Raw genomic sequence first — 19089 nt, 5'->3', positions numbered from 1 at the left:
AGGTCGGTGTGGTTTGCACCGGGTATGATGAGCAATTCCTTGTTATCGCCGGTCAGCTTGCTGTATGCAGTACATTCATTTGCCCTCTGGTCTAACTGGATTTCATAACTCCATGACCACCATAGAGATGGCCCAGACAGGCCGGAAGGTCTACTTGCTGCACGGAGAACTGGAACAGGCGAGGTTCCTTTCTGCCCTGCGTGCGGTCAGAAAATGCACATCCATCTCCCGTGGTGGAGAACTATTCCCTCAGCCTGTTGTTGTCCGCAAATCCGGCTATGTCCAGCGATACGAGGAACTTATCCGGCAAAACCAGCTTTTCTTTACTCTGGACATCATCAAGGACAAATTGGCAAATGCCTACAAGCAGACGGACGAGGTGGTCATGGCGGAGGAAATATCCAACATCATGGACATCTGCACCGTTAAAAGTATCGTTCATCATTTCTCCTCATTGGAACACGTTATGAGATATTTTTGCGGCGATGCCATGCCATCATCACAAGAGCAACGAGCAAAGTGGCAGTTTCGGCAACCGGAAATGCAAGCCAGATTCCGTTCAGATGGAACAATTTGTCCAGACACCATAAGGCGGGAACAAGGAAAAGCATCTGCCTGCATAATTGGATTGCCATGCTGGAACCTACTTTTTCCGTAGCCTGAAAATAGGTGGAAATCATAGTAGAGAGACCGCAAAACAGATAGCTTGCCGCCATGATTCGCATAGCGGATATTCCAAAGGAGCGCATGGCTTCCGACGCTGTAAATAATTCCAAAAGCTGCGCCGGAAAGAAGTTGACGGTCAATGTTCCCAGTATCATCATACCGGAGACCAAAGCGGTTCCGTATCGGAAAGCGGAGTGCAGCCTATCTCTGTTTCCCGCACCGTAGTTAAACCGCATAATAGGCAAACAGCCCTGAATCAAGCCGTTTACCGTCATAACGATCAACTGCTGCACCTTAAAATACGCACCGAAGAATGCAATCGCCGTATCGGAATACGCTACCAGAAACAGATTGACGAATGTCACCATAAACGAACTGAGGGCATTCATAATGAAAGATGGTAAGCCAAGGGCGAATATACGGGCAATCATCCTCTTTTGTATATGAAATTCTTTGATCTTTATCCGCACTTTTTGCTTTTTGCCCAGCAGCAAGGCAAATGCCAAAATCATGGATAACAAATAGCCCGTAACAGTAGCCACCGCAGCGCCACGGATTCCCATAGCTGGAAAAACACCAATACCAAAAATTAGGAGTGGGTCAAATACAAAATTAACGACCACTCCTGCAATCTGGAACCACATAGGAGCAACCATGTTCCCAGTAGCCTGTATCATCTTCTGGATTGCGATATGCACCATGTTGGGAATTTGCATGAAGGAGCACACACTCATATAGGCGATGCTCAGCTGATAAATTTCTTCATTATTGGTGAATGCCCGAAAATAGGGTTTCATAATCAGTAATGCCAGAAGATTGAGCAAAGCACCAATTCCAAAGGCCAGCAACAATCCATGTGTGACGGTTGTATTTGCATCATCCTGCTTTTTCTGTCCAAGATATCCTGCTATCAGCACATTCACGCCGACACCGATCCAGATAGATGTCGCATTCATCAAAGTTGTAATGGGAAACGACAGGGAAACCGCCGTCAAAGCATTTTCACTCAGCCGCGCTACAAACGCGCTGTCTATCAGATTATAGGAATATTGCAGAAACATGGAAATCAGCGGCGGTATCGACATTTGCCAGATGAGTTTTCCAACGGGCGCAACCGCCATTTTGTTATTGGTCTGCATACTTTCCCTCTTCTCCACAAATTGTCCGAACAATATAGTTTTGTTTGCGTGCTGCGGGCTGACCGGCTTCCTGAGCCGGATAAGTCCCTGCTTCCAGTACAGCGTCCAAAGCCTTGGAAGGGACAGATTCCGATTTATAGGTCCGTACACTACGGCACGTCTTGATAAGAGACAAAAAATTTTTTTCCATACAGATATAGTCCTCCATTCTGCTAATACTTCCGAGATACAGGCAACAAAAAAGCCACACAACTATCACAAGATAGCTGTGTGGCAAAAAGATGACCGAATCCGGAAAAGTCCACTAAAATTTTGCGTTTATTATTATAGCGAGCTTGAAGGAGTCTGTCAAGCATCAATCATTACGGAATTGTGGCGGCTGTCTGTTGTTTTTTGTGTTACTTTATGGCACATGAGAAATTCTGTCTGGTTTTGTACTCGTAGTGAGTGGGCATGTTCTCCCATTGGGAGGCCACCCACCAGTCCAATTCATTCAGTACGATATTAGATAGGATATTCAAGGCTCGGAATGCTTCTCGATATGGTAAAATATCCGGATCTTCCTTGACTTTTCTTCCCTCAAAACGCAGCATTGCAGCTTGGATACTTTCATCTAAAAATTGTTCAATCTCTGGGTATGCGTTATTATTATCAATGCCTTTTGCCATAACAACACCAAAACAGGCACTCGGCAGTTCTTCAAAAATTTCTTTTTTAACAACGAATCTCATTTTATGCCCTTCTTATCTGCACTTGACCGGAATACATATTTCAGTCACAAATTTTTCACTGTCATTAGTAATGCCATAGTCTATGAGCGTGATTTCTCGCGAAAAACCAACAATCTGTATCTGTTCTTTTGTGATGTAGTCAAGGAGCTTTTCATAGTGCGCTGGAGCTTCTATATGACTGCCTCGAAAACGCAGCCGTACACAAAGTGCTTTGGGAAGAGTAATGGTTTCACCTGTATAAATGTCCTCTTGATCCAGTATTAGAAAAATGCTGTCATATCGATTTACTTTTGATTGCTGCAAATGTTCCGCGGAAATGCCAAGTCCGACCTTTCCAAGAAATACAACGGCTTCGGCATCAGATTGATCCAGCTTTCTAATCGGCACTTCCATATCATGAGAGCCATCTATTTTCAGTGGAGCGTCTACCCAAACAATGCGACAGGACGGAAGCTCTATTAAGGAAACGGTATCCAAAGGCACACTTTGTGCGTCTCGCAGCCAATTTAAGCGGTGGTTAATCTTTTGTTCTATACGTTGTAATTCTTGTTGCTTTTTCAGGACTGCATGCTTTTGCTGTAACAACTTTTCCTCAATACGGCTGATATCCTTATTTTTGAGAAAGTCCTCAATCTCGGCCAAAGGCATATCCAATGCCCGCAAATACCTGATTGTGTTGAGTACTTCAAATTGTTCGGTGCCATAGTAACGATAGCCAGAATCTGAGGAAATGTATTCTGGTGTAAGCAAACCGATATGTTCATAGTGCCGCAAACTACTAACACTGATATGAAACAATTTTGACACTTCACCTATTGGGAAGATATTTTTCCGATCCATATCTTACTCCTCCACCAGAACAAGCGTTGATTTGCGCCGTATGACTCCAAAGGCGATTAGGCAGATCACGACCGATAGCAGTGAGCCTGCCGCGGTAGCCAGTCCCATCGGGAGAAGCGTTGCCGGGAATAATTTTGAGGTCACATAAACGCCAGGCACACGCATCAATACAATGGCGAGAATATTGTGTAAAAACGACAGGCCGGATTTCCTGCATGCGCAAAAAAAGCCGCTAAAACTAAAATGAATGCCAGCAAAAATACAGTCAAAAATGTAACCACGCAGATACTGGCCGCCGAAACGGACCACCGCCGCTCCGTTCGCAGTGCTGGGATCAGTGAACAGCGAAACGATGCCTTCCGCTGTAAACTGGATCGCGATAGAAGCAAGCACGCCAAAGCCTGCGGCGAGCATCACCGCATAGCGCAGCGTTTGAATGGCCCGCTCCGGTTTGCCCGCACCGATATTTTGCGCTCCCAAGGCAGAAACGGTAGACAGCATAGAGGAGGGGACCAAAAAGAGAAAACTGATCACTTTCTCCACAATCCCGACTGCCGCTGCGTCATTCAGTCCACGCTGATTGGCAATAATCGTGATAATAATAAAAGCAACTTGAATCAGGCCGTCCTGAAACGCAATCGGGATGCCGATCCCCAAAATTTTCCCCATGACCGCACGGCAAGGCTTGAAGTCGCTTTTTTTCAGAACAATGCTCCTGCGTTTCAAAATAACGGTAAGGGAAACAACTACACTGATTGCCTGAGAGAGAGTTGTACCAAGGGCTGCGCCCGCAGGCCCAAGGTGCAGCACACCCATAAAAAGATAGTCTAAAGCGATGTTGGCAGCACAGGCTGTGGCAATAAAGCACATCGGGCTTTTGCTGTCGCCCAACCCTCGAAAAATAGAACTGATGATGTTGTAGGATGTAATAAACGGAATCCCGATAAAGCAGATGGTCAAATAGGTGACCGTACCGCTCACTGCATCCGCTGGCGTAGATATGGCAACGACAATGGGATGAACAAGGGATAACAGGATGGCCGTGAGTGCAATGGAAACCACCAGAAACAATATTACCGTATTCCCGATGTTATGCGCTGCCTGTTTTCGATCTCCTGCCCCCACTGCCTGACCGACGCTGACGGTTGTTCCCATCGATAACCCTACAATCATAACCGTAAACATGTGCATCACTTGTGAGCCGATAGAAACAGCGGTAGTACTGGCTACACCCTCGAACTGTCCGATGATAAATAGGTCAGCCATGCCATAGAGCGTTTGAAGAAAATACGAGAGCAGATACGGCAATGAGAATAATACAACATTTTTGAACACACTGCCGGTAGTAAGGTTCTTTTCCATATTGCCTAATCCTTCTTTTTTGTTAAACTACCAATATTATAATATCTACAACAGATGTAGAGTCAAGCGCTTTTTCTCATTTTGTAGTACCGTTCAAATGACTTTTTGTAAGTTTATTTTTTTCACGCAAATTCTTGAGAATATCTCGTGTTGTGCACAGGACTCAGACCGTTTCGCTATCCTTCTCTGTTATGCCTTGGTCAACGACCAGCCTTGACTCTTAGTCTAGAGCTGTACCATATGGTCAAAGATGCCGCCATCATGCAGTAACTGTGCCGGCGATCCCTGTTCGGTTACCGTTCCATCTTTGAGCACCACAATCTTATCCGAACTGGAAACCGTACGCATCCGGTGAACGATAATGAGAACTGTTTTATCCTTGATAAGACGTGACAGTGCTTCCTGAATGGCAGTTTCGTTCTCCACATCCAGACGACTGGAGGTTGCTTCGTCCAGCAGGATGATAGGCGCATCCTTCAGGAAAGCGCGGGCGATGGAAATACGCTGGAGCTCACCGCCGGAAAGGGCACAGCCGTTCTCGCCGATGGTGGTGTGCAGAAAGCCGCTCCGCAGCACTCCGCGCACATAAGCGCAGATATAGTTTGCCGTGGCATCTTTCCCGGAAAAGGCAGCAGACATTCCCGTTTCCTGTCCGTAGTCATAATAGCCGAAAGCGTGGCCGATATCGTAGATTTCTTTCTCTGTTATCGACTTGACAAGCATCGTGCGCTCCTCCTATTTGTTTTTCTTCTTTTTGTATCCGCAGTCGCAGTAGGGCCCGCCGGAAGCAAGGGTGTACTGCCGCACAAAATTTGTCACACCGCCCGCTTCGCTCATGGTGTAGTCCAGATGGCACAAAGCAGGGGTCAGGTCGTACAGTCCCAGCTCCTTCATCAGCACACAGATGCCGCACTTGGTAAAGCGTCCCACGTAGCCGCTGCCATCCGGGTATTCGTAAAACTCCATGTTCCACGAGTAGGGGTTGCGGTCGGCGGCTTTCAGAGCGGCGGTGGCTTTCATTGCGGCGATATCCTTTGGGGTATACTTACTTTTTCCGCTCTTGCGGCAGAACCACTGCATGGGCGCAGTCATCATGGATCTTGCATAGTAATCCGTCAGCCTGTCCACCTCCGGGCGCTGCGGCATGGAAAGAATGAACGCCCCGATCATGGCGCAGTTGACCAGATTCATTTTGAAGCGGTCGGCCTTTTCAAATTCCGGCAGCCTGCAGATGATCTGCCGGTATTGCGGCTTTGCCTTTTTCGCGATGGCTCTTGCGGTGTCTGCATCATAGCCCAGCACCGCGATCAGCTGCTTTTGAAAGGAGCCAGCAAACAGCACCCACATCCCAAAGGGCATTCCGGCATACTTCATCGCAGATACCTCCCGGCTTCCGCTTCCAGCGCCTGCCACACTGGGTAGGCTGCACCATGCTCATCGAAAAACTTTTTGAGATCCCTGTTCAGCGCACTCATTTCGTCGATGGCGTTCATAGCATGATCGGAGGCGCAGAGTTTCCCCAGCGAGGTGGTGCACATCAGCTTGAAAAAGCGCAGGCAGGTCTTGCGGTACTTTTCCCCTTCAAAGTCTGCATCCTCCTTGGGCAGAATGGTGTGCCCGGCATCTCGGATAGCGTGGTATCCTCGATGTTGGCATCCAGCACACGGTTCAGGTACGCGGTATCTCCCCTGAGCTTTTTCAGGTCGCCGTCTGTCTTATAGCAGGCGAAGGCCGCAGGCATCACAAACGCGGCATGGCAGAGCAGATAGTCCTCCATGTTCGGCTCGTAAACAACCTTATATTTTGTGCCGTGGAAGATGCGCCCGATCAACTGTTTATTGGAGGTTGCACCCGTCAGTTGCCCGATGGTGATCTTTTTCAGGTCGATGGAGACCACCCGGTCAGCCTCCCGATGCCCGGCAGAAAGCGCAAAGGCAAACAGGACGTTCTTTTCCGGCAGTGCCGCCGCCAGCGCCCTCGCCTGCACATTGTTCCCCACAAAAACGATGTTCCTTGTCCGGTTCGCCCGCAGCGTGTCCAGAACGGAATCCAGCTGTGTATAGCGCAGGATCACAAAGATCACATCGTACATTGCATCCGGTGCAAGTTCAGTCACCACCGGAATGCGACTGACCGAGGTGTAAAGCGAAAACTTATCCATGATCCGCAGGCCGTTCTGCTTGATCTCCGCAGCCCAGTTTCCCCGCGCAAGCAGAGTGACATCCTTTCCGGCGCGCAGCAGATTTCTTGCCAGATTGCACCCCAGAACGCCTGCACCATATACCAGAATTTTCATAGCTTGCCTCCAAATCTGATCTTCACGATCTGCATTTTCATCCCGTTGTCCCCGACCTTGGCGAGAAATCGGAAAAAGCCGCTGACGGAAGGGTCTTTCAGGTCGTTGTAACCCATCATATAGCCCCTGCTGGATACTTGCAAACGGCTGTCCCATGGGGAAAGCTCGCTTTTCGCATCCGAAACCGCGAAATATGCTCCCACATCCTTGATTTTCGCCGTCCTGAGCCACGTTTTGGCGATCATCTTCACCGCCGTACGGTTGGCAGCATCAAAGACCAGCACTCCGCCGGGGAAAGCGTCCGCCATCCCCTGCACCAGTTCCCGAACCTGCTCCGTCAAGAAGTAATAGAACACCCCGGAGGCAAAAAACACCGCCCCGCCGGAGGCCTCGATCTTGTCAAACCATGCGGGGTCTTTCAGGTCGCAGGGGATGTTTTGCTCCCGCTCCCCGGCGGGCAGCTGCTGCTGCCGCAAGGCGATCACATCCGGGAAGTCCAGATTGTAGATCTTGCATCTGCCATTGTCGCAGGCTCTACCGGTGTTATCCAGCCCGCAGCCCAGATTGACCACTGCCGCGCAGGGGTGATTTTTCAGGTACGCCTGCACTTCAAAGGCAAGGTCATTCTGCCGCATGGCGACCTCCAGCGCACCGAAACGCTGCATCAGGCTGCGGGAATTTTTCTCTGCCTCTGAAAAGTCGTAGTCAATTTCATCGATCAGGCGCACCGCTATTTCGTCCCGGTAAAGGTTCGGATACAGCTCTGTACACAGCTTCCGTGAATACAGCGGGAGGATCAACGTCTCCTGCACGGTGTTTTTCTCGATTTTGTATTTCATAGGTTCCTCCCTCAGTGAGTAAAAATAGTCATCATTGCCGCCAGCGCCATCGCTATGACTGCCATGCCCGCCGGGCTGTAAAGATGCACCATCCCAACAGCCCCTTTGCAGATGCCCACAGCACAGACAATAAGCAGCAGTGCCCCCAGCCCAAAACCTTCCAGAATCACCTGTAAAAGCATTACTTATTCCTCCTGTATCCGTTTTCATCCCGGTATTCGGAATGTTCCTTTACGTATGGATCCTTATCGCCGCAGATGGTGTAGTCGCACTTACAGCCATTCGCGCAAGTGGTCGTCCGCACCAGCCTTGCGTGAAGCAGCTCCATCGCTGCAAAATCCACATTGCACAGGGCGGGCATGATCTCTGTAAGGCCGTTTCTGATAGCAAATTCCGCTGCGGGACAGGCGGTAAATTCATAATAGATCGGCTTGTTCTTTTCGTAAGGAGCCACCGTCATTTCATAATCGTGCCACTTGTCACAGCCCGCTTTTGCCCGTAGAAACGCCATGTGCATCAGTTTTTTCCAGAACGGCTTATTACAGTTCACGAATTTCAGTTTGCGGAAGGACGGCAGGATCAGATTTTCCTCAATTTCCTCGATCTCACGGAAGGATGTAACCGGTTTACAGACTACATAGTAGCTCATGATAGCGATACAGTCATAGGTGCCGCCTGCGCCGTTGTGAAAGTTCCGTTTCCCGCCCAGATCTTTGCGCCAGTCCGAAAGGAAATCTACATACTGCCGCTGCACCTTTTCCCATATCATCTCCCGCTCCGCTTCCGGGTAATGCAGGGCGATTTTCGACTGTATCTCCTTCTTGCAGGTTTTGGAGTATAGCACATGGCAGCTACGGTCAATTTGTAATTCGCTGTCCTTCATCTTCCCACACCTTTCAGAAAACCGCTCTTTGCATTTTCTTCGGTGTCGTCCGATTCGTCGTAGGCATCATAGGGCGCCGATGGGTCGTGTACTCGTTTTTTGAATGGTGAACAGCGCTTGTCCTTGTGGGCAAACGCAAAGGCAAAATTGTCCGTCCATCCCGTGTGACCGGTGATGAAATATGGATGCAGCCCACGTGCGCGCAGTTTCCGCTCTAGCTCCGCCAGTGACTGCACAGCCAGCTTATTGTCCTCCGCCAGCGAGGAAATGAAGCTGTAGCCGCCGTCCGCGCCAAACCACAGCGTGTCACCGGTAAAAAGGTACTTATCGTCAATGAGGTAGACCATATGTCCCCAGGTATGACCGGGAACGAGAAAACACTCGATTTTGATGCCGTCAATGTCAAGTACCTGCCCATCGTGCAGCAGTACCTTTTCGCTGTTGATCGTGACCTGCGGCAATTTATAGAGATGATAGATGACTTTTCGCCGCACCTCGCCGGTGAGATACCGGTTCTCAACCTCGCCTATGTACAGCTTTGCATCCCGAAACAATCCCGGACTGTCAGCCTCCACCGCACCCACATGGTCGGTGTCCTGATGGGTGATGAGGATGTGCCGGATAGAATGCGGGTCGATCCCCAGCCAGTGCATCTTCTCTGCCAACCGGTCATAGTTGTATCCGGCATCGATCATAATGGTGGTATCGCCCTTGTGGTAAAAGAAGATATTTGCCACCCACTCCCGCACGCAGGCGACATCCTCATCGATCCAGCCGGTGTTCAAAGGCTTGAAGATCTCCCTGCCCCGGTACATCCGGCTCATTGCTTTTCTTTGAAATTCCGTTGCTTTTTTCGACATGATTACACCTCATTTCTGTGCTGCGATGCACAGCCAGCCCTTTTTGTTTTTGTGGCTCTGAATCTGACAAAATCCTGCCTGCTCCAGATATACTTTCAGGGCAGCTTCGGCATACTGTCATGCTCGGCGATATATGTCAGCATTTCAGCAAAGCCTTTCGGCTCACGAATCTGATATTGCATATGATCGTATCCTTCAAACACGGGATAATTGCCGCAGGGATAGGCTTTCATCACCGCCTGACGGTATTTGAAATGATCTTCTATGCTGCCAAACTCGAAATAGATATGCTTTTGCAGTTCTTCGGGAAGGGACGGAAAGGTTTTATCCTCCAAGCTGTCCAAAATATGCCGCCGCAAATTTGTATAGGTCAGATTTTTCCCTGCGGCTATAAAATACGACTTTATGGAATCATCATCACACCACAGGATCTTTTTCAGTGTGCCGCCTTTCGACCAATACAGGCTCTTGATAGCCAGATACAAAAACGGCGTCATCATGCGGCGCGTGCCTTTTCCGATTTGTGCAAACTGCCCGCCGTCGAAAAAAACGTGTCCAATAGGCAGCTTCGTGCTTGTCAAAAACGCCATGGCAAGATCGGCACCGATCGAAGAAGCCACAACCAGTTCAAGGTATTCCACTCCCTGCAATTTCAGATATGCTTCCACCTGACGAGCCTCGTCCGCCTTGCTGACATATTTCTGCCCTTTGCAGTACACGGTGGAGGTGGGTAAAATGCAGAAATACCGATCCTGTAAATAGTTCGCGACCGGTTCGCTGCTCTCCCCCGTCACGCCCATTGCATGAAAAAACAAAACAGCGGGATCATTCCGATTTCCAAATGTCTTAAATTTCATCGTAGTCCTTTCCGACAGGCAAACCATGCCATGCTCTTCACTGTTCCCAGTGTTACGGTTGCGTACCGTTTTTTCAACCGTTTTTTCAAGCTGGCGGTCGTTTCATAGGGCGGTGTAAAGAACCCCGTCTTTTCGTAGACGTGCCGGACGAACCAGTCCGTCCGCTTGCACTCTCCCGCCACATAGAAGCAGCCGCAGAAGGTTCCGCCGGGCTTCAGCACCCGAAAAACCTCCCGATAAGCGGCCTCTTTATCCGGGAACGCATGAAAGCCATTCAGCGACAAAACAATATCAAACGCACCGTCCGAAAAAGGCAGTGTGCCCACATCCCCCTGCTGAAAGGTCACATTTTTTAGGTGCAGGCGGTCTGCCTTTTCCTGCGCCTGTCCCATCATATCTGCTGAGTAATCCAGACAGGTGATGTCCGCATTGGGCAGCGTCTTGTAAAGCGGCATGGTCAGAATACCGGTTCCCACCGGCACCTCCAGCAGCTTGCCAGAAAAATGCTCCGGGATGCCGGACAGTGCCTTTTCCAGATAGGCATCGTTTTCCACCTTGTTCATGTCCCACACCAGACGGCACACCGCTTTCCCGCTCAGGGTGGAGCAGGTGATCATACCATCATAAAAATTGTTGCCGCCTGTCAGCCGATAGGCACCGCGGATTGCTTCTTTTCGTTCCATGCTCCGTCCTCCTTACACTATTTCACCGCTTTTGCGCTGTGACGCACAGCCAGCCCTTTTTATTTTTGTGACTCTGAACCCTGCCAAAGCCCGCTTGCTCCAGATACACTTTCAGATCAGCATCCGTATAGATGGTCATACCGTTAATGATTCGCGTCCATTTGTCGTCTTTTGCTGTTTCGCCGTTTGCTTCGTTACAGATGAAAAAAGTCCCGCCGGGCTTCAGCACCCGATAGACCTCTCTGAAATTTTGCGCAAGCTCCGGCCAGAAATAGACCGTTTCAAAGGCGGTCACCACATCAAACTGCTCCGCTTCAAACGGCAGCTCTGCCACGCTTGCCTGCTGCACGGTACACCGTCCTGCCGCAATGGCTCTGGCATTGACTTTTCGCGCTTTTTCCACGCTGACAGCCGAGTAGTCGATGCCCTGCACCCTGCCTTTGGGACACAGTTTCAGCAACGTTTTGATGTTCGCCCCACCGCCGCAGCCGCAGTCCAGCACCATGGCATCCTGGGCAGGCTGTAAAAAGCGCAGCCCCCATTCTGCCATTGCGCTGTGCCCAAAGTTCATCATAGCAACCATGATCTTCCCTCCAAAGCCTACGGGCTTTCGGGTGTTTTTAAAGAAGGACATATCACACCTCCGATTTCACACATTCCGTATAGGTCAGCGGAAAAGAGGCCTTTAGAACAACACTTTTTCGCACTGTCCAATCATTCTGTTGCAGAAATTTTAGGTATTCTTCACTCGTCCACTTGCTGTGGAGAGGAAAGCCTGCCAGATTCATGAAAAAGGCTTTGACCTTGCCGGGAAATGAGTTTTCTGCGTGCGTAAAGGTAGGCGCGATCAGCACACCGTCATCCTTCAGCACCCGTTTGATCTCTCGCAGTGATTTTTCTGGTTGAGGCACAATGTGCAGTGCGTTTGATACGATTACAACATCGAATGATTTGCTCGCGTATGGCAGAGAAAACATATCCTGCACGGAAAAACGCAGCTTCGCAGAGTAATTCCCCCGTTTGGCCTCTGTAATCATTTCCGGAGAGGCATCCGTCGCCTCGATGTGTGCCGCTGCTTTTACGATGTGCTTGGCGATCAGTCCCGTTCCGGTAGCCACCTCCAGCACTGTTTTGTCTTTCACGACCGGACGGATCAGCTCATACATTTTCTCGTATACTGCCCTGTCTTTTCGCATAAAGCAGTCATACAGACCTGCATTTCTGTCCCAGAAATTCTTGTGTTCTCGCATTGCTGTCTCTCCTTTTATAGTTAGATTTATCTAACAAGCACGCGCACATTGGTAAGTTAGGTTCGACTAACTCATGTATTTAGGAAAAGCCGCATTTCTGCGGCCTTTCGGCTTATACAAATAGCTTGCTGCAAGCATCACACATCTGTGTTTTCAGCCACTGAGGATAACGCCTCTCGATCTATTCCTTATGGAAACAGCCAAAATCTATTTTCACACCATTGCGGTGACTTTTGCCTTCTTATCCATATTATATCGTTCTCACTTCTTTTTTGCAATGGTATAGTATCTCTATTTTGTCATTTCCAAACGCAGAGCACGATTAGATTTTCTTCGCAATCGTAGACAGCTCCGAAATAATGCTCAGAAGATCATTTTTGGCTTCCTCTTTGCTTGGCTCGCTGCCCATCAGAAGATAATCCGTGCTGACATGAAGGATGCAGGACAATTCGAGATTGAATTGTGTCGGCAATAAGGGCACCTGACAGTCCTGGGCTTTTGCGAAGCGATTGCATCCTTTGCCCGGATGATTTTAATCTGCATTTCCGCAGATGGTTCCGATACTCTGATATTCCTACTCATGGCCACACCTCCAATGGATCACGATATTCATAATCCTTTTTCCGGTTCAGATAGCCCAGTTGTTCCAAGCGGATAGCTGCTGCTGATCTCGAAACATCAAAGACACCACAGAAAGTATCTATTTTTACCTGATCCTTGTCATAAAAACGCCATTCGTAACAGGTCAGAGGCTCCGAGTACCTGCTGGGAAGCAGCGGCACCTATGTCGTAGAAGCTCATGAAAAAGGCGGCGCAAAAGCAGCGAAAGATATTGAAGAACTGGTCAGCGAAGTGACCGGTATGTTCGCTGGCGGCGAATTAAGCGAAGATGCCATCGAAGGAGCTTATAAAGCTCTGACCGATGCCTACTGGATTGCCAAAAAGAACAATAAAAAATACGCTCCGAAAACGAGGCGTAAAAAATCCGATCAGTGATATTTATCGTACACACTTTTCGCTATACTGTAAACTGGATGTGGTATGATGAATGCGGAACAGCTTTCACGGGTCGGTGAGAAACTGGTAAAACGCTGCGGTTCCAGAGACCCTTTTGATATTGCAAGGCAGCTTGGTATCAATGTCATGCTTTGCGAAAATTTTGGTTTCCCGAAGGGAATGTACCGGGTGATTAAGCGAAATCGCTTTATTTTCCTGAATAATTCATGCTCTACGATATGAAATCCAAACCGGAATATGAAGCCAACATCGTAGCAGCGGAGATCTTGATGGACAGCGATGAAGTCCTTCGCTACATCTATGAATATGGATACACCGCCGAGCAGATTGCCAGTGCGATGTCCACCGACATCAATCTGGTTGCGCTGAAGGTAGCGCACCTGGCTACACTTGGCTATAATCTGCATGCACTGGAACATAAGAGCAACTTTTTGAAATAACGTATCTTCGAGGAGCCTTGACCGGCTCCTCTTTTTTGTTGCAAATTGTGCAGATGCCGTCTGCACAATTATTTCCAGAGCTGCTCCTGTGTATAATTGACCCCAGCTCCTGCAAATCTTTAGCGGCAGTCACGGCATCCACATGAAAGCGTTCCCGGTAATGCTTGTTCATCTTTTTCGGTGATCCGGTATAGGTGAGCAGCCACTGCTTGCCTTTTCGGAGGCATGTTTCCTTTCGCTCAACCTTCGTCAGTTTCTTTTTCTTTGCCATTTGCGGAATCTCCCGGATTTTTTGCTGATGATTTTGGTTTAAGCTTTTTCGGTGCTGTCAGCTCATAGCTCAAAGAAAGCAGGTCTTTGATGGCATCATCCAGCTCCGGTTTGCCGAGCTGAATACTGAGCCATTTTTCCTTGTTCATGTGATAGGCCGGAAAATAGCCGTCCTGCCCGCGAAGAGAGCCGATCAGCAATGGGTCACTTTTCACATTGAGAACATCAATGATGCCTGCCTCCGGCAGTCCCAACTTATCAGCCGATACCTCCAGAACTACACCATACCATTTATTATTGTCGTTGTGCCGCAGCACAGCATTCCAGTCATGCCAGGGGTACTCCGGTTCTGTGCCGTACTGCTGGCGTATCCACGTAAATAATTCTTGTCGTGTCATTCCATCGCTTCCCCGCTGTTTTATGTGTGACTTTGTGCAACAACCTGTTGCACAAAGTTTTCCCTCAGATACCGCTACGCACTGCATTGATATCAGAAATCATCGAGCGCAGCATCTATCTCTTCCAGCTGATCAATCCAGCCCAGATCAGATTTCTTTTTGGTTGCTAGTCTTTTCTTATCATCGCCAACCACTTCAAACCGTTTCTCTTCCGTTCCGAACAAACCTTTCACCTGAATTCTGAAATCCGGCTTGTTGTTAGTCAGTCCCTGAAGCAGCTTCACGTTTTTATAGCGAGGAAGCAGAATCTGGCAGATTGCAGCAATGTCCCGTCCATGAACCGTCGATTGTGCCATATTCTTCTCCTATCACACGTTATTGCAGCACCTTATTCATCAACTCCTGATAGCTGTCTACATGGTCATATGTCACAAGACCATCCGACAATTTTGCGAAGAGCTTCTTGGCGCAGTCGATCTTGGACTTCTCGATTGGGCGCAGGTTCAGGGTCTCCATCGTACCTTTTGTTTCTGCTACAAAATAGATGTGCTTTACCCTACCCTCATGGAACACGATTGCCCAGTCCGGGGAGTAGTGTCCTACCGGAGTCGGAATAAAGAAGCCTTTCGGCAGCTTTGCATAGATAAAGACCTCTTCCGCACCATCCAGATTCTCCGCAAACTTACGCTCCACGCTCTTTTCTGCCGTGCCATCGGTGAAAACATAATCCTGTATCGCTTTTTGCGCCTTATAAGCCTTGTCCATCGTCAGAGCATGCTTTTCTGCCGTGAAGATACTGCTGTCATAGCTGCCTTCAATGGTATCGTAGGTAATATGCTCCACGATCATCGTAGCTTTCTGTTCTTTGATCAGACGAATTGTCTTGGTAATAAACTCTTCCGGGTTGTTCTGATACATGGCAAAGGTAGTCGGCTTGATACCCTGCAAAATTCGGGCTGTTGTGCGGCGGGTCAATGTTGTGCCCTCTGCGATTTTTCCGATCAGGTCATATGCCACCTGGCTGGTATGCGCATTTTTCAATACAGCTGTCTTGCTTTTTGCGCCATAAAAGCTGCTGCCCTCACGTATCATATCAGCATTCAAGGTGTCTTTCTGCCCGGCATAGGTAACGGTATATTGCAGGCGGCTGACATACAATTCGCTGTCGATGTGCGCAATCGACTTCCGAATCAGCTCTTCAGAATCAAAATCCACCGTATAGGCGTATTTGTGGTTGATGGTCTGCCAGAGCTTCTGGAATTCTGCTTTTTCAAATCGGTCGTTCAGAGGATTTTCCAGTACTTTCGGCTTGTTGCCATCCTCGAACATAGATTTGAGCACACTATCGTCATAAATCGCCTGAACCAGCGAATGCACGCCCTCTTCGATAGGTTTCAGCGTCTCCGGCACAGGTACAAGCGTTCCGGCCTGCACATCGTCCCGGTAGTCCTGCGTGACGTTATCCTGCTCATCTACATAGTTGTTGCGGACAAGATACTGATAGATAGCCCGTGCCTGACGGTCATCCACCTTAACCGTTTTGCCATCGAGCTTGATGGTCTTTCCAACAAAGTAGTCGATGTCTGCCTTGCGTGGGCGGTCATACAGCACAGCTTCGGTCTGCTTTTGCAGCCCGTCCACAAATCCGGCGTAGCTCTCGCTTGCAATAACGGTCAGGACGTTGATATCCTGAACCTTCTCCCCCAGAGCCTCGGCATCCATGCGGTTTCCGTCCTTATTTACGCACAGACGCAGACCACGGCCTACTTCCTGCCGCTTCTGCGTGGTGCTGTCGCTGTGTTTTAACGTGCAGATCTGGAACACATTCGGGTTATCCCAGCCCTCACGCAGAGCGGAATGGGAAAAGATAAACCGGGTTGGCTCTTCAAAGGACAGCAGTCGCTCCTTATTTTTCAGAATCAGATCGTAGGCCGAAATGTCATCGGACATATCCGTGCCACGCTTAACCGAACTGTTGACGCTGTGCCCTTTCTTATCAATGCTGAAATAGCCCTTATGCACATCATGTACATCGGTGGCATCCAGATAGGCAGTATACTCCGGCTCAAGAATAGAACGATATTCGTTCATTACAGCCATGTATTCCTGCTCAAAAATCTTGCCATACTCGCCCAGAAGTTCATTTCCGTCTTCATCGTACTGACGGTATTTAGCCACTTCATCAATGAAGAACAGGGAAAGAGTCTTGATACCCATTTTGAACAGCTCCTGTTCTTTTTCAAAGTGGGAAATGATCGTCTCCCGAATCTGCACCCGGCGCATATCATCCTCAGAGACATCGCCGGTTACATCACCTTTGCGGATGGTATCTCCATTGGTAAATGTCACAACGCCAGTGATCGGGTCAATTTCAGAAACGACAAAGCCCTTATACTGCTCCATCTCGCCGGAGATATAGTAGAGATTATCACTCACATCCAATGTACGGAATTCCCGCTTTGTGCCGCTCTGGTGTTTGACCTCCAACTCCACCTTTGCCCGTGGCGGATTCTTGGAGGAGATAATGATGCTTTCCAGATACAGATATTTGTCTGTACCACGCAGGTTCTTGACTTCAAAGCCCTTGACCTCGATCTTTTTGACCAGCCGCTTATTGTAAGCATCCAACGCATCCAGCACGTAAATCAGGTTGTGCTGCTTGGCGTGGGTAGCGGAGTAGTTCAGCGTGAACAGAGGATTGAATTTCTTCAACGCTTTTTGGGTAGCAGAATCCTCTTTACCCATCTTCTGCGGTTCATCCAGAATCAGAATCGGACGGTTGGCTGCGATGACGTCAATCGGGCGGCGGGAACCGAACTCGTCCCGCTTGGTGTAAATAATTCTCGCAGCGGCATCACCCTTGCGGCCTTCCACGTTCTTGTCCTCGTTCATGGAGGCAGCAAAGGCCTGTGTATTGATAATCATGACGTTGATGCCGGAATTGCTGGAGAACGAGTCCAACTGGTTCAGGTTGCTGCTATTGTAGATAAAGAACCGTGCTTTTTTGCCGTAGCACTCCATGAAATGATCGGCAGTGATCTCAAAGGACTTCTTTACACCCTCACGGATGGCAATGCTCGGAACAACAACGATGAATTTGCTCCAACCATACCGCTTGTTCAGCTCGAACATGGTCTTGATGTAAACATAGGTCTTGCCTGTACCGGTCTCCATCTCAATGTCCAGAGAGCATCTACCCAGCGGGGCAACCAGCTTGTCTGACTGATGAATATTGCTTTCCGCCTGTAATGCACGGATATTCTGCACCAAATCCGCATCGGTTAATTGCAGAGCTTCATTCTTGAATCCGGAATCGTTGATCAAATCCTGCAATTCCAACTGTGCTGCGTCCTCTGCCATCGGCACAAGGCTCAACTGCTGAGGCTTTGCAGACAAGCTTCCCATATCACGCAGATAGGACACTCCTGCACTATAAGGTTGTCCCTGAAAGACACGAGCCACGGCATCAACGGCATCGGTCTGATACTGCTGAATCTTAAAACTAAACTTCATCTTTGTGGTTCACCTCCTGCTCCAGCATCAGGAAACGGTCAAAGTCGCTCTCATACAGACGATCCTGAATGATACGATATTTTTCATATTCCGTTTCCGCATGGAGTTTTGCCTGCTCTGCGCTGATTTTACCCGGCCCGGTTAGCAGCTCGTTGCCGTTGAACTCCAGAAAACCATCCAGCCGCTTTGCCCAATCTTCCATGCTCATTGGGATTTTGCGCTCAGCCTGCAACTCGGCATAATCCAGATAGAGCGACACAATGCGCTCCAGATAATTCATTTCTTCTTTGCTCAGATAGTTCTTGGCAATCGTCACATCTGCTTTCAGAATTTTCCCATCCGGAGCATTCTCCCATGTGGTCAGTCCCATGTGTTCCTTGTTGGCATCCGCCCGCTCCACGATCAGCTCCGACGCCGTGTGACGGTGGACGGCATAGTGCATTTTGTTCTGGACGGTCTGGAAAAACAAGCGAGTTGTCTTTGCGTTTTTGTCATAGTCAAACGCAGTAGCGTACAAGTCTGTCACTTTCTGATAGAATTTTCGCTCAGACAGGCGAATCTCCCGAATCTGCTGCAACTGCCGCTCAAAGTATTCGTCGGTGAACATATGGCCTTTTTTCAGCCGCTCCACATCCATCGTCCAACCCTGAATAGTATGGTCTTTGACGATCTGTCCCGCCCATTTGCGGAACTGCACAGCCCGCTGGTTATTCACCTTGAAGCCTACGGCAATAATGAGCTGTAAGTTGTAGTGCGTCACTTCACGGTTGACCTGCCTTACGCCCTCTGTCTGAACTATTCGGAATTTCCGAATAGTTGCCTCCTCTGTCAGCTCTCCGTCAGCATAAATCTTTTTGATATGCTCATTAATAGTGGGAAGCCCAACATCATATAACGCTGCCATCATCTTCTGCGTCAGCCAGATATTCTCATCCTCATAACGCATTTCAAAGCTGGCATCACTCTCACCGGTAGAGGCAACAAAGGTCAGGTATTCTGCTGCGGAGCTGCGAATGGCAAGTTCTTTTTTCTTCTTATCAGCCAT

20 protein-coding genes and 1 pseudogene are annotated in these 19089 nt (G+C 48.9%); 1 reads left to right on the top strand and 20 read right to left on the bottom strand.

Annotated elements, in window-relative coordinates:
* Positions 1-241 precede the first annotated feature (241 nt).
* The 16 genes and pseudogenes from V2546_RS06375 to V2546_RS06300 form a co-directional block, all read right to left on the bottom strand.
* The gene (locus tag V2546_RS06375; RefSeq protein ID WP_329751860.1) at positions 242-445 is read right to left on the bottom strand and encodes a hypothetical protein; all 204 of its coding nucleotides are present in this window, start codon (positions 443-445) and stop codon (positions 242-244) included.
* Positions 446-464: 19 nt separating this feature from the next.
* A complete protein-coding gene (locus tag V2546_RS06370; RefSeq protein ID WP_329751859.1) occupies positions 465-1805 on the bottom strand; it encodes an MATE family efflux transporter in 1341 nt (446 codons plus the stop codon).
* Between the two features lie 398 nt (positions 1806-2203).
* Positions 2204-2536, bottom strand: a complete 333-nt coding sequence (locus tag V2546_RS06365) for a hypothetical protein (RefSeq protein WP_329751880.1) — start codon at positions 2534-2536, stop codon at positions 2204-2206.
* A gap of 12 nt (positions 2537-2548) precedes the next feature.
* Positions 2549-3376 (bottom strand): MerR family transcriptional regulator, encoded by an 828-nt coding sequence (locus tag V2546_RS06360; protein ID WP_329751858.1) that lies wholly within the window; start codon positions 3374-3376, stop codon positions 2549-2551.
* 3 nt (positions 3377-3379) lie between these two features.
* Positions 3380-4738, bottom strand: coding sequence for an MATE family efflux transporter (locus V2546_RS06355; RefSeq protein ID WP_329751857.1), 1359 nt, complete (start codon positions 4736-4738; stop codon positions 3380-3382).
* Positions 4739-4963: 225 nt separating this feature from the next.
* Positions 4964-5353, bottom strand: a pseudogene (locus V2546_RS06350) (ATP-binding cassette domain-containing protein); the annotation flags it as partial.
* A gap of 120 nt (positions 5354-5473) precedes the next feature.
* Positions 5474-6112: an L-2-amino-thiazoline-4-carboxylic acid hydrolase gene (locus tag V2546_RS06345; protein WP_329751856.1), complete on the bottom strand. Its 639-nt coding sequence runs from the start codon at positions 6110-6112 to the stop codon at positions 5474-5476.
* Between the two features lie 163 nt (positions 6113-6275).
* The gene (locus V2546_RS06340) at positions 6276-7034 is read right to left on the bottom strand and encodes a 2-dehydropantoate 2-reductase N-terminal domain-containing protein (RefSeq protein ID WP_329751855.1); all 759 of its coding nucleotides are present in this window, start codon (positions 7032-7034) and stop codon (positions 6276-6278) included.
* Complete coding sequence (locus V2546_RS06335; RefSeq protein WP_329751854.1) at positions 7031-7873, bottom strand: class I SAM-dependent methyltransferase; 843 nt, start codon at positions 7871-7873, stop codon at positions 7031-7033. Before V2546_RS06335 ends, V2546_RS06340 begins: the two co-directional genes overlap by 4 nt.
* 11 nt (positions 7874-7884) lie before the next feature.
* Positions 7885-8055 (bottom strand): hypothetical protein, encoded by a 171-nt coding sequence (locus V2546_RS06330; protein ID WP_329751853.1) that lies wholly within the window; start codon positions 8053-8055, stop codon positions 7885-7887.
* Entirely contained in the window at positions 8055-8756 is a 702-nt protein-coding gene (locus V2546_RS06325) for an L-2-amino-thiazoline-4-carboxylic acid hydrolase (protein ID WP_329751852.1), read from the bottom strand. The genes V2546_RS06330 and V2546_RS06325 overlap by 1 nt, the downstream gene beginning before the upstream one ends.
* On the bottom strand, positions 8753-9616 hold the full coding sequence (locus V2546_RS06320; protein WP_329751851.1) for an MBL fold metallo-hydrolase: 864 nt from the start codon (positions 9614-9616) through the stop codon (positions 8753-8755). The genes V2546_RS06325 and V2546_RS06320 overlap by 4 nt, the downstream gene beginning before the upstream one ends.
* A 95-nt stretch (positions 9617-9711) precedes the next feature.
* Entirely contained in the window at positions 9712-10473 is a 762-nt protein-coding gene (locus V2546_RS06315) for a hypothetical protein (RefSeq protein ID WP_329751850.1), read from the bottom strand.
* Positions 10470-11156 (bottom strand): class I SAM-dependent methyltransferase, encoded by a 687-nt coding sequence (locus V2546_RS06310; RefSeq protein ID WP_329751849.1) that lies wholly within the window; start codon positions 11154-11156, stop codon positions 10470-10472. The genes V2546_RS06315 and V2546_RS06310 overlap by 4 nt, the downstream gene beginning before the upstream one ends.
* Before the next feature lie 22 nt (positions 11157-11178).
* On the bottom strand, positions 11179-11790 hold the full coding sequence (locus V2546_RS06305; RefSeq protein ID WP_329751848.1) for a class I SAM-dependent methyltransferase: 612 nt from the start codon (positions 11788-11790) through the stop codon (positions 11179-11181).
* Between the two features lies 1 nt (position 11791).
* Complete coding sequence (locus V2546_RS06300; protein ID WP_117760435.1) at positions 11792-12406, bottom strand: class I SAM-dependent methyltransferase; 615 nt, start codon at positions 12404-12406, stop codon at positions 11792-11794.
* Positions 12407-13641: 1235 nt separating this feature from the next.
* Here V2546_RS06300 and V2546_RS15675 point away from each other — a divergent pair.
* Positions 13642-13863, top strand: coding sequence for an ImmA/IrrE family metallo-endopeptidase (locus tag V2546_RS15675; RefSeq protein ID WP_331465280.1), 222 nt, complete (start codon positions 13642-13644; stop codon positions 13861-13863).
* Positions 13864-14102: 239 nt separating this feature from the next.
* On the opposite strand, the gene V2546_RS06285 is transcribed toward V2546_RS15675, so the two are convergent.
* The 4 genes from V2546_RS06285 to V2546_RS06270 form a co-directional block, all read right to left on the bottom strand.
* Entirely contained in the window at positions 14103-14531 is a 429-nt protein-coding gene (locus V2546_RS06285) for an MmcQ/YjbR family DNA-binding protein (RefSeq protein ID WP_329751847.1), read from the bottom strand.
* Positions 14532-14623: 92 nt separating this feature from the next.
* Complete coding sequence (locus V2546_RS06280; RefSeq protein WP_329751846.1) at positions 14624-14887, bottom strand: hypothetical protein; 264 nt, start codon at positions 14885-14887, stop codon at positions 14624-14626.
* Positions 14888-14906: 19 nt separating this feature from the next.
* Entirely contained in the window at positions 14907-18044 is a 3138-nt protein-coding gene (locus V2546_RS06275; RefSeq protein WP_329751845.1) for a restriction endonuclease, read from the bottom strand.
* On the bottom strand, positions 18034-19089 hold the full coding sequence (locus tag V2546_RS06270; RefSeq protein ID WP_329751844.1) for a virulence RhuM family protein: 1056 nt from the start codon (positions 19087-19089) through the stop codon (positions 18034-18036). Before V2546_RS06270 ends, V2546_RS06275 begins: the two co-directional genes overlap by 11 nt.

Source organism: Clostridium sp. CM74B_53 (assembly GCF_036318045.1).
Classification (GTDB): domain Bacteria; phylum Bacillota; class Clostridia; order Lachnospirales; family Lachnospiraceae; genus Pilosibacter.
Note: the sequence above shows the minus strand (reverse complement) of the source record. Positions and strands in the feature narration are given on the sequence as shown.

Excerpts from the sequence above, each read along its gene's own strand:
- V2546_RS06375 (WP_329751860.1), bottom strand. The coding sequence starts at position 445 with ATGATGAACGATACTTTTAACGGTGCAGATGTCCATGATGTTGGATAT.
- V2546_RS06370 (WP_329751859.1), bottom strand. The coding sequence starts at position 1,805 with ATGCAGACCAATAACAAAATGGCGGTTGCGCCCGTTGGAAAACTCATC.
- V2546_RS06365 (WP_329751880.1), bottom strand. The coding sequence starts at position 2,536 with ATGAGATTCGTTGTTAAAAAAGAAATTTTTGAAGAACTGCCGAGTGCC.
- V2546_RS06360 (WP_329751858.1), bottom strand. The coding sequence starts at position 3,376 with ATGGATCGGAAAAATATCTTCCCAATAGGTGAAGTGTCAAAATTGTTT.
- V2546_RS06355 (WP_329751857.1), bottom strand. The coding sequence starts at position 4,738 with ATGGAAAAGAACCTTACTACCGGCAGTGTGTTCAAAAATGTTGTATTA.
- V2546_RS06345 (WP_329751856.1), bottom strand. The coding sequence starts at position 6,112 with ATGAAGTATGCCGGAATGCCCTTTGGGATGTGGGTGCTGTTTGCTGGC.
- V2546_RS06340 (WP_329751855.1), bottom strand. The coding sequence starts at position 7,034 with ATGAAAATTCTGGTATATGGTGCAGGCGTTCTGGGGTGCAATCTGGCA.
- V2546_RS06335 (WP_329751854.1), bottom strand. The coding sequence starts at position 7,873 with ATGAAATACAAAATCGAGAAAAACACCGTGCAGGAGACGTTGATCCTC.
- V2546_RS06330 (WP_329751853.1), bottom strand. The coding sequence starts at position 8,055 with ATGCTTTTACAGGTGATTCTGGAAGGTTTTGGGCTGGGGGCACTGCTG.
- V2546_RS06325 (WP_329751852.1), bottom strand. The coding sequence starts at position 8,756 with ATGAAGGACAGCGAATTACAAATTGACCGTAGCTGCCATGTGCTATAC.
- V2546_RS06320 (WP_329751851.1), bottom strand. The coding sequence starts at position 9,616 with ATGTCGAAAAAAGCAACGGAATTTCAAAGAAAAGCAATGAGCCGGATG.
- V2546_RS06315 (WP_329751850.1), bottom strand. The coding sequence starts at position 10,473 with ATGAAATTTAAGACATTTGGAAATCGGAATGATCCCGCTGTTTTGTTT.
- V2546_RS06310 (WP_329751849.1), bottom strand. The coding sequence starts at position 11,156 with ATGGAACGAAAAGAAGCAATCCGCGGTGCCTATCGGCTGACAGGCGGC.
- V2546_RS06305 (WP_329751848.1), bottom strand. The coding sequence starts at position 11,790 with ATGTCCTTCTTTAAAAACACCCGAAAGCCCGTAGGCTTTGGAGGGAAG.
- V2546_RS06300 (WP_117760435.1), bottom strand. The coding sequence starts at position 12,406 with ATGCGAGAACACAAGAATTTCTGGGACAGAAATGCAGGTCTGTATGAC.
- V2546_RS15675 (WP_331465280.1), top strand. The coding sequence starts at position 13,642 with ATGAAATCCAAACCGGAATATGAAGCCAACATCGTAGCAGCGGAGATC.
- V2546_RS06285 (WP_329751847.1), bottom strand. The coding sequence starts at position 14,531 with ATGACACGACAAGAATTATTTACGTGGATACGCCAGCAGTACGGCACA.
- V2546_RS06280 (WP_329751846.1), bottom strand. The coding sequence starts at position 14,887 with ATGGCACAATCGACGGTTCATGGACGGGACATTGCTGCAATCTGCCAG.
- V2546_RS06275 (WP_329751845.1), bottom strand. The coding sequence starts at position 18,044 with ATGAAGTTTAGTTTTAAGATTCAGCAGTATCAGACCGATGCCGTTGAT.
- V2546_RS06270 (WP_329751844.1), bottom strand. The coding sequence starts at position 19,089 with ATGGCTGATAAGAAGAAAAAAGAACTTGCCATTCGCAGCTCCGCAGCA.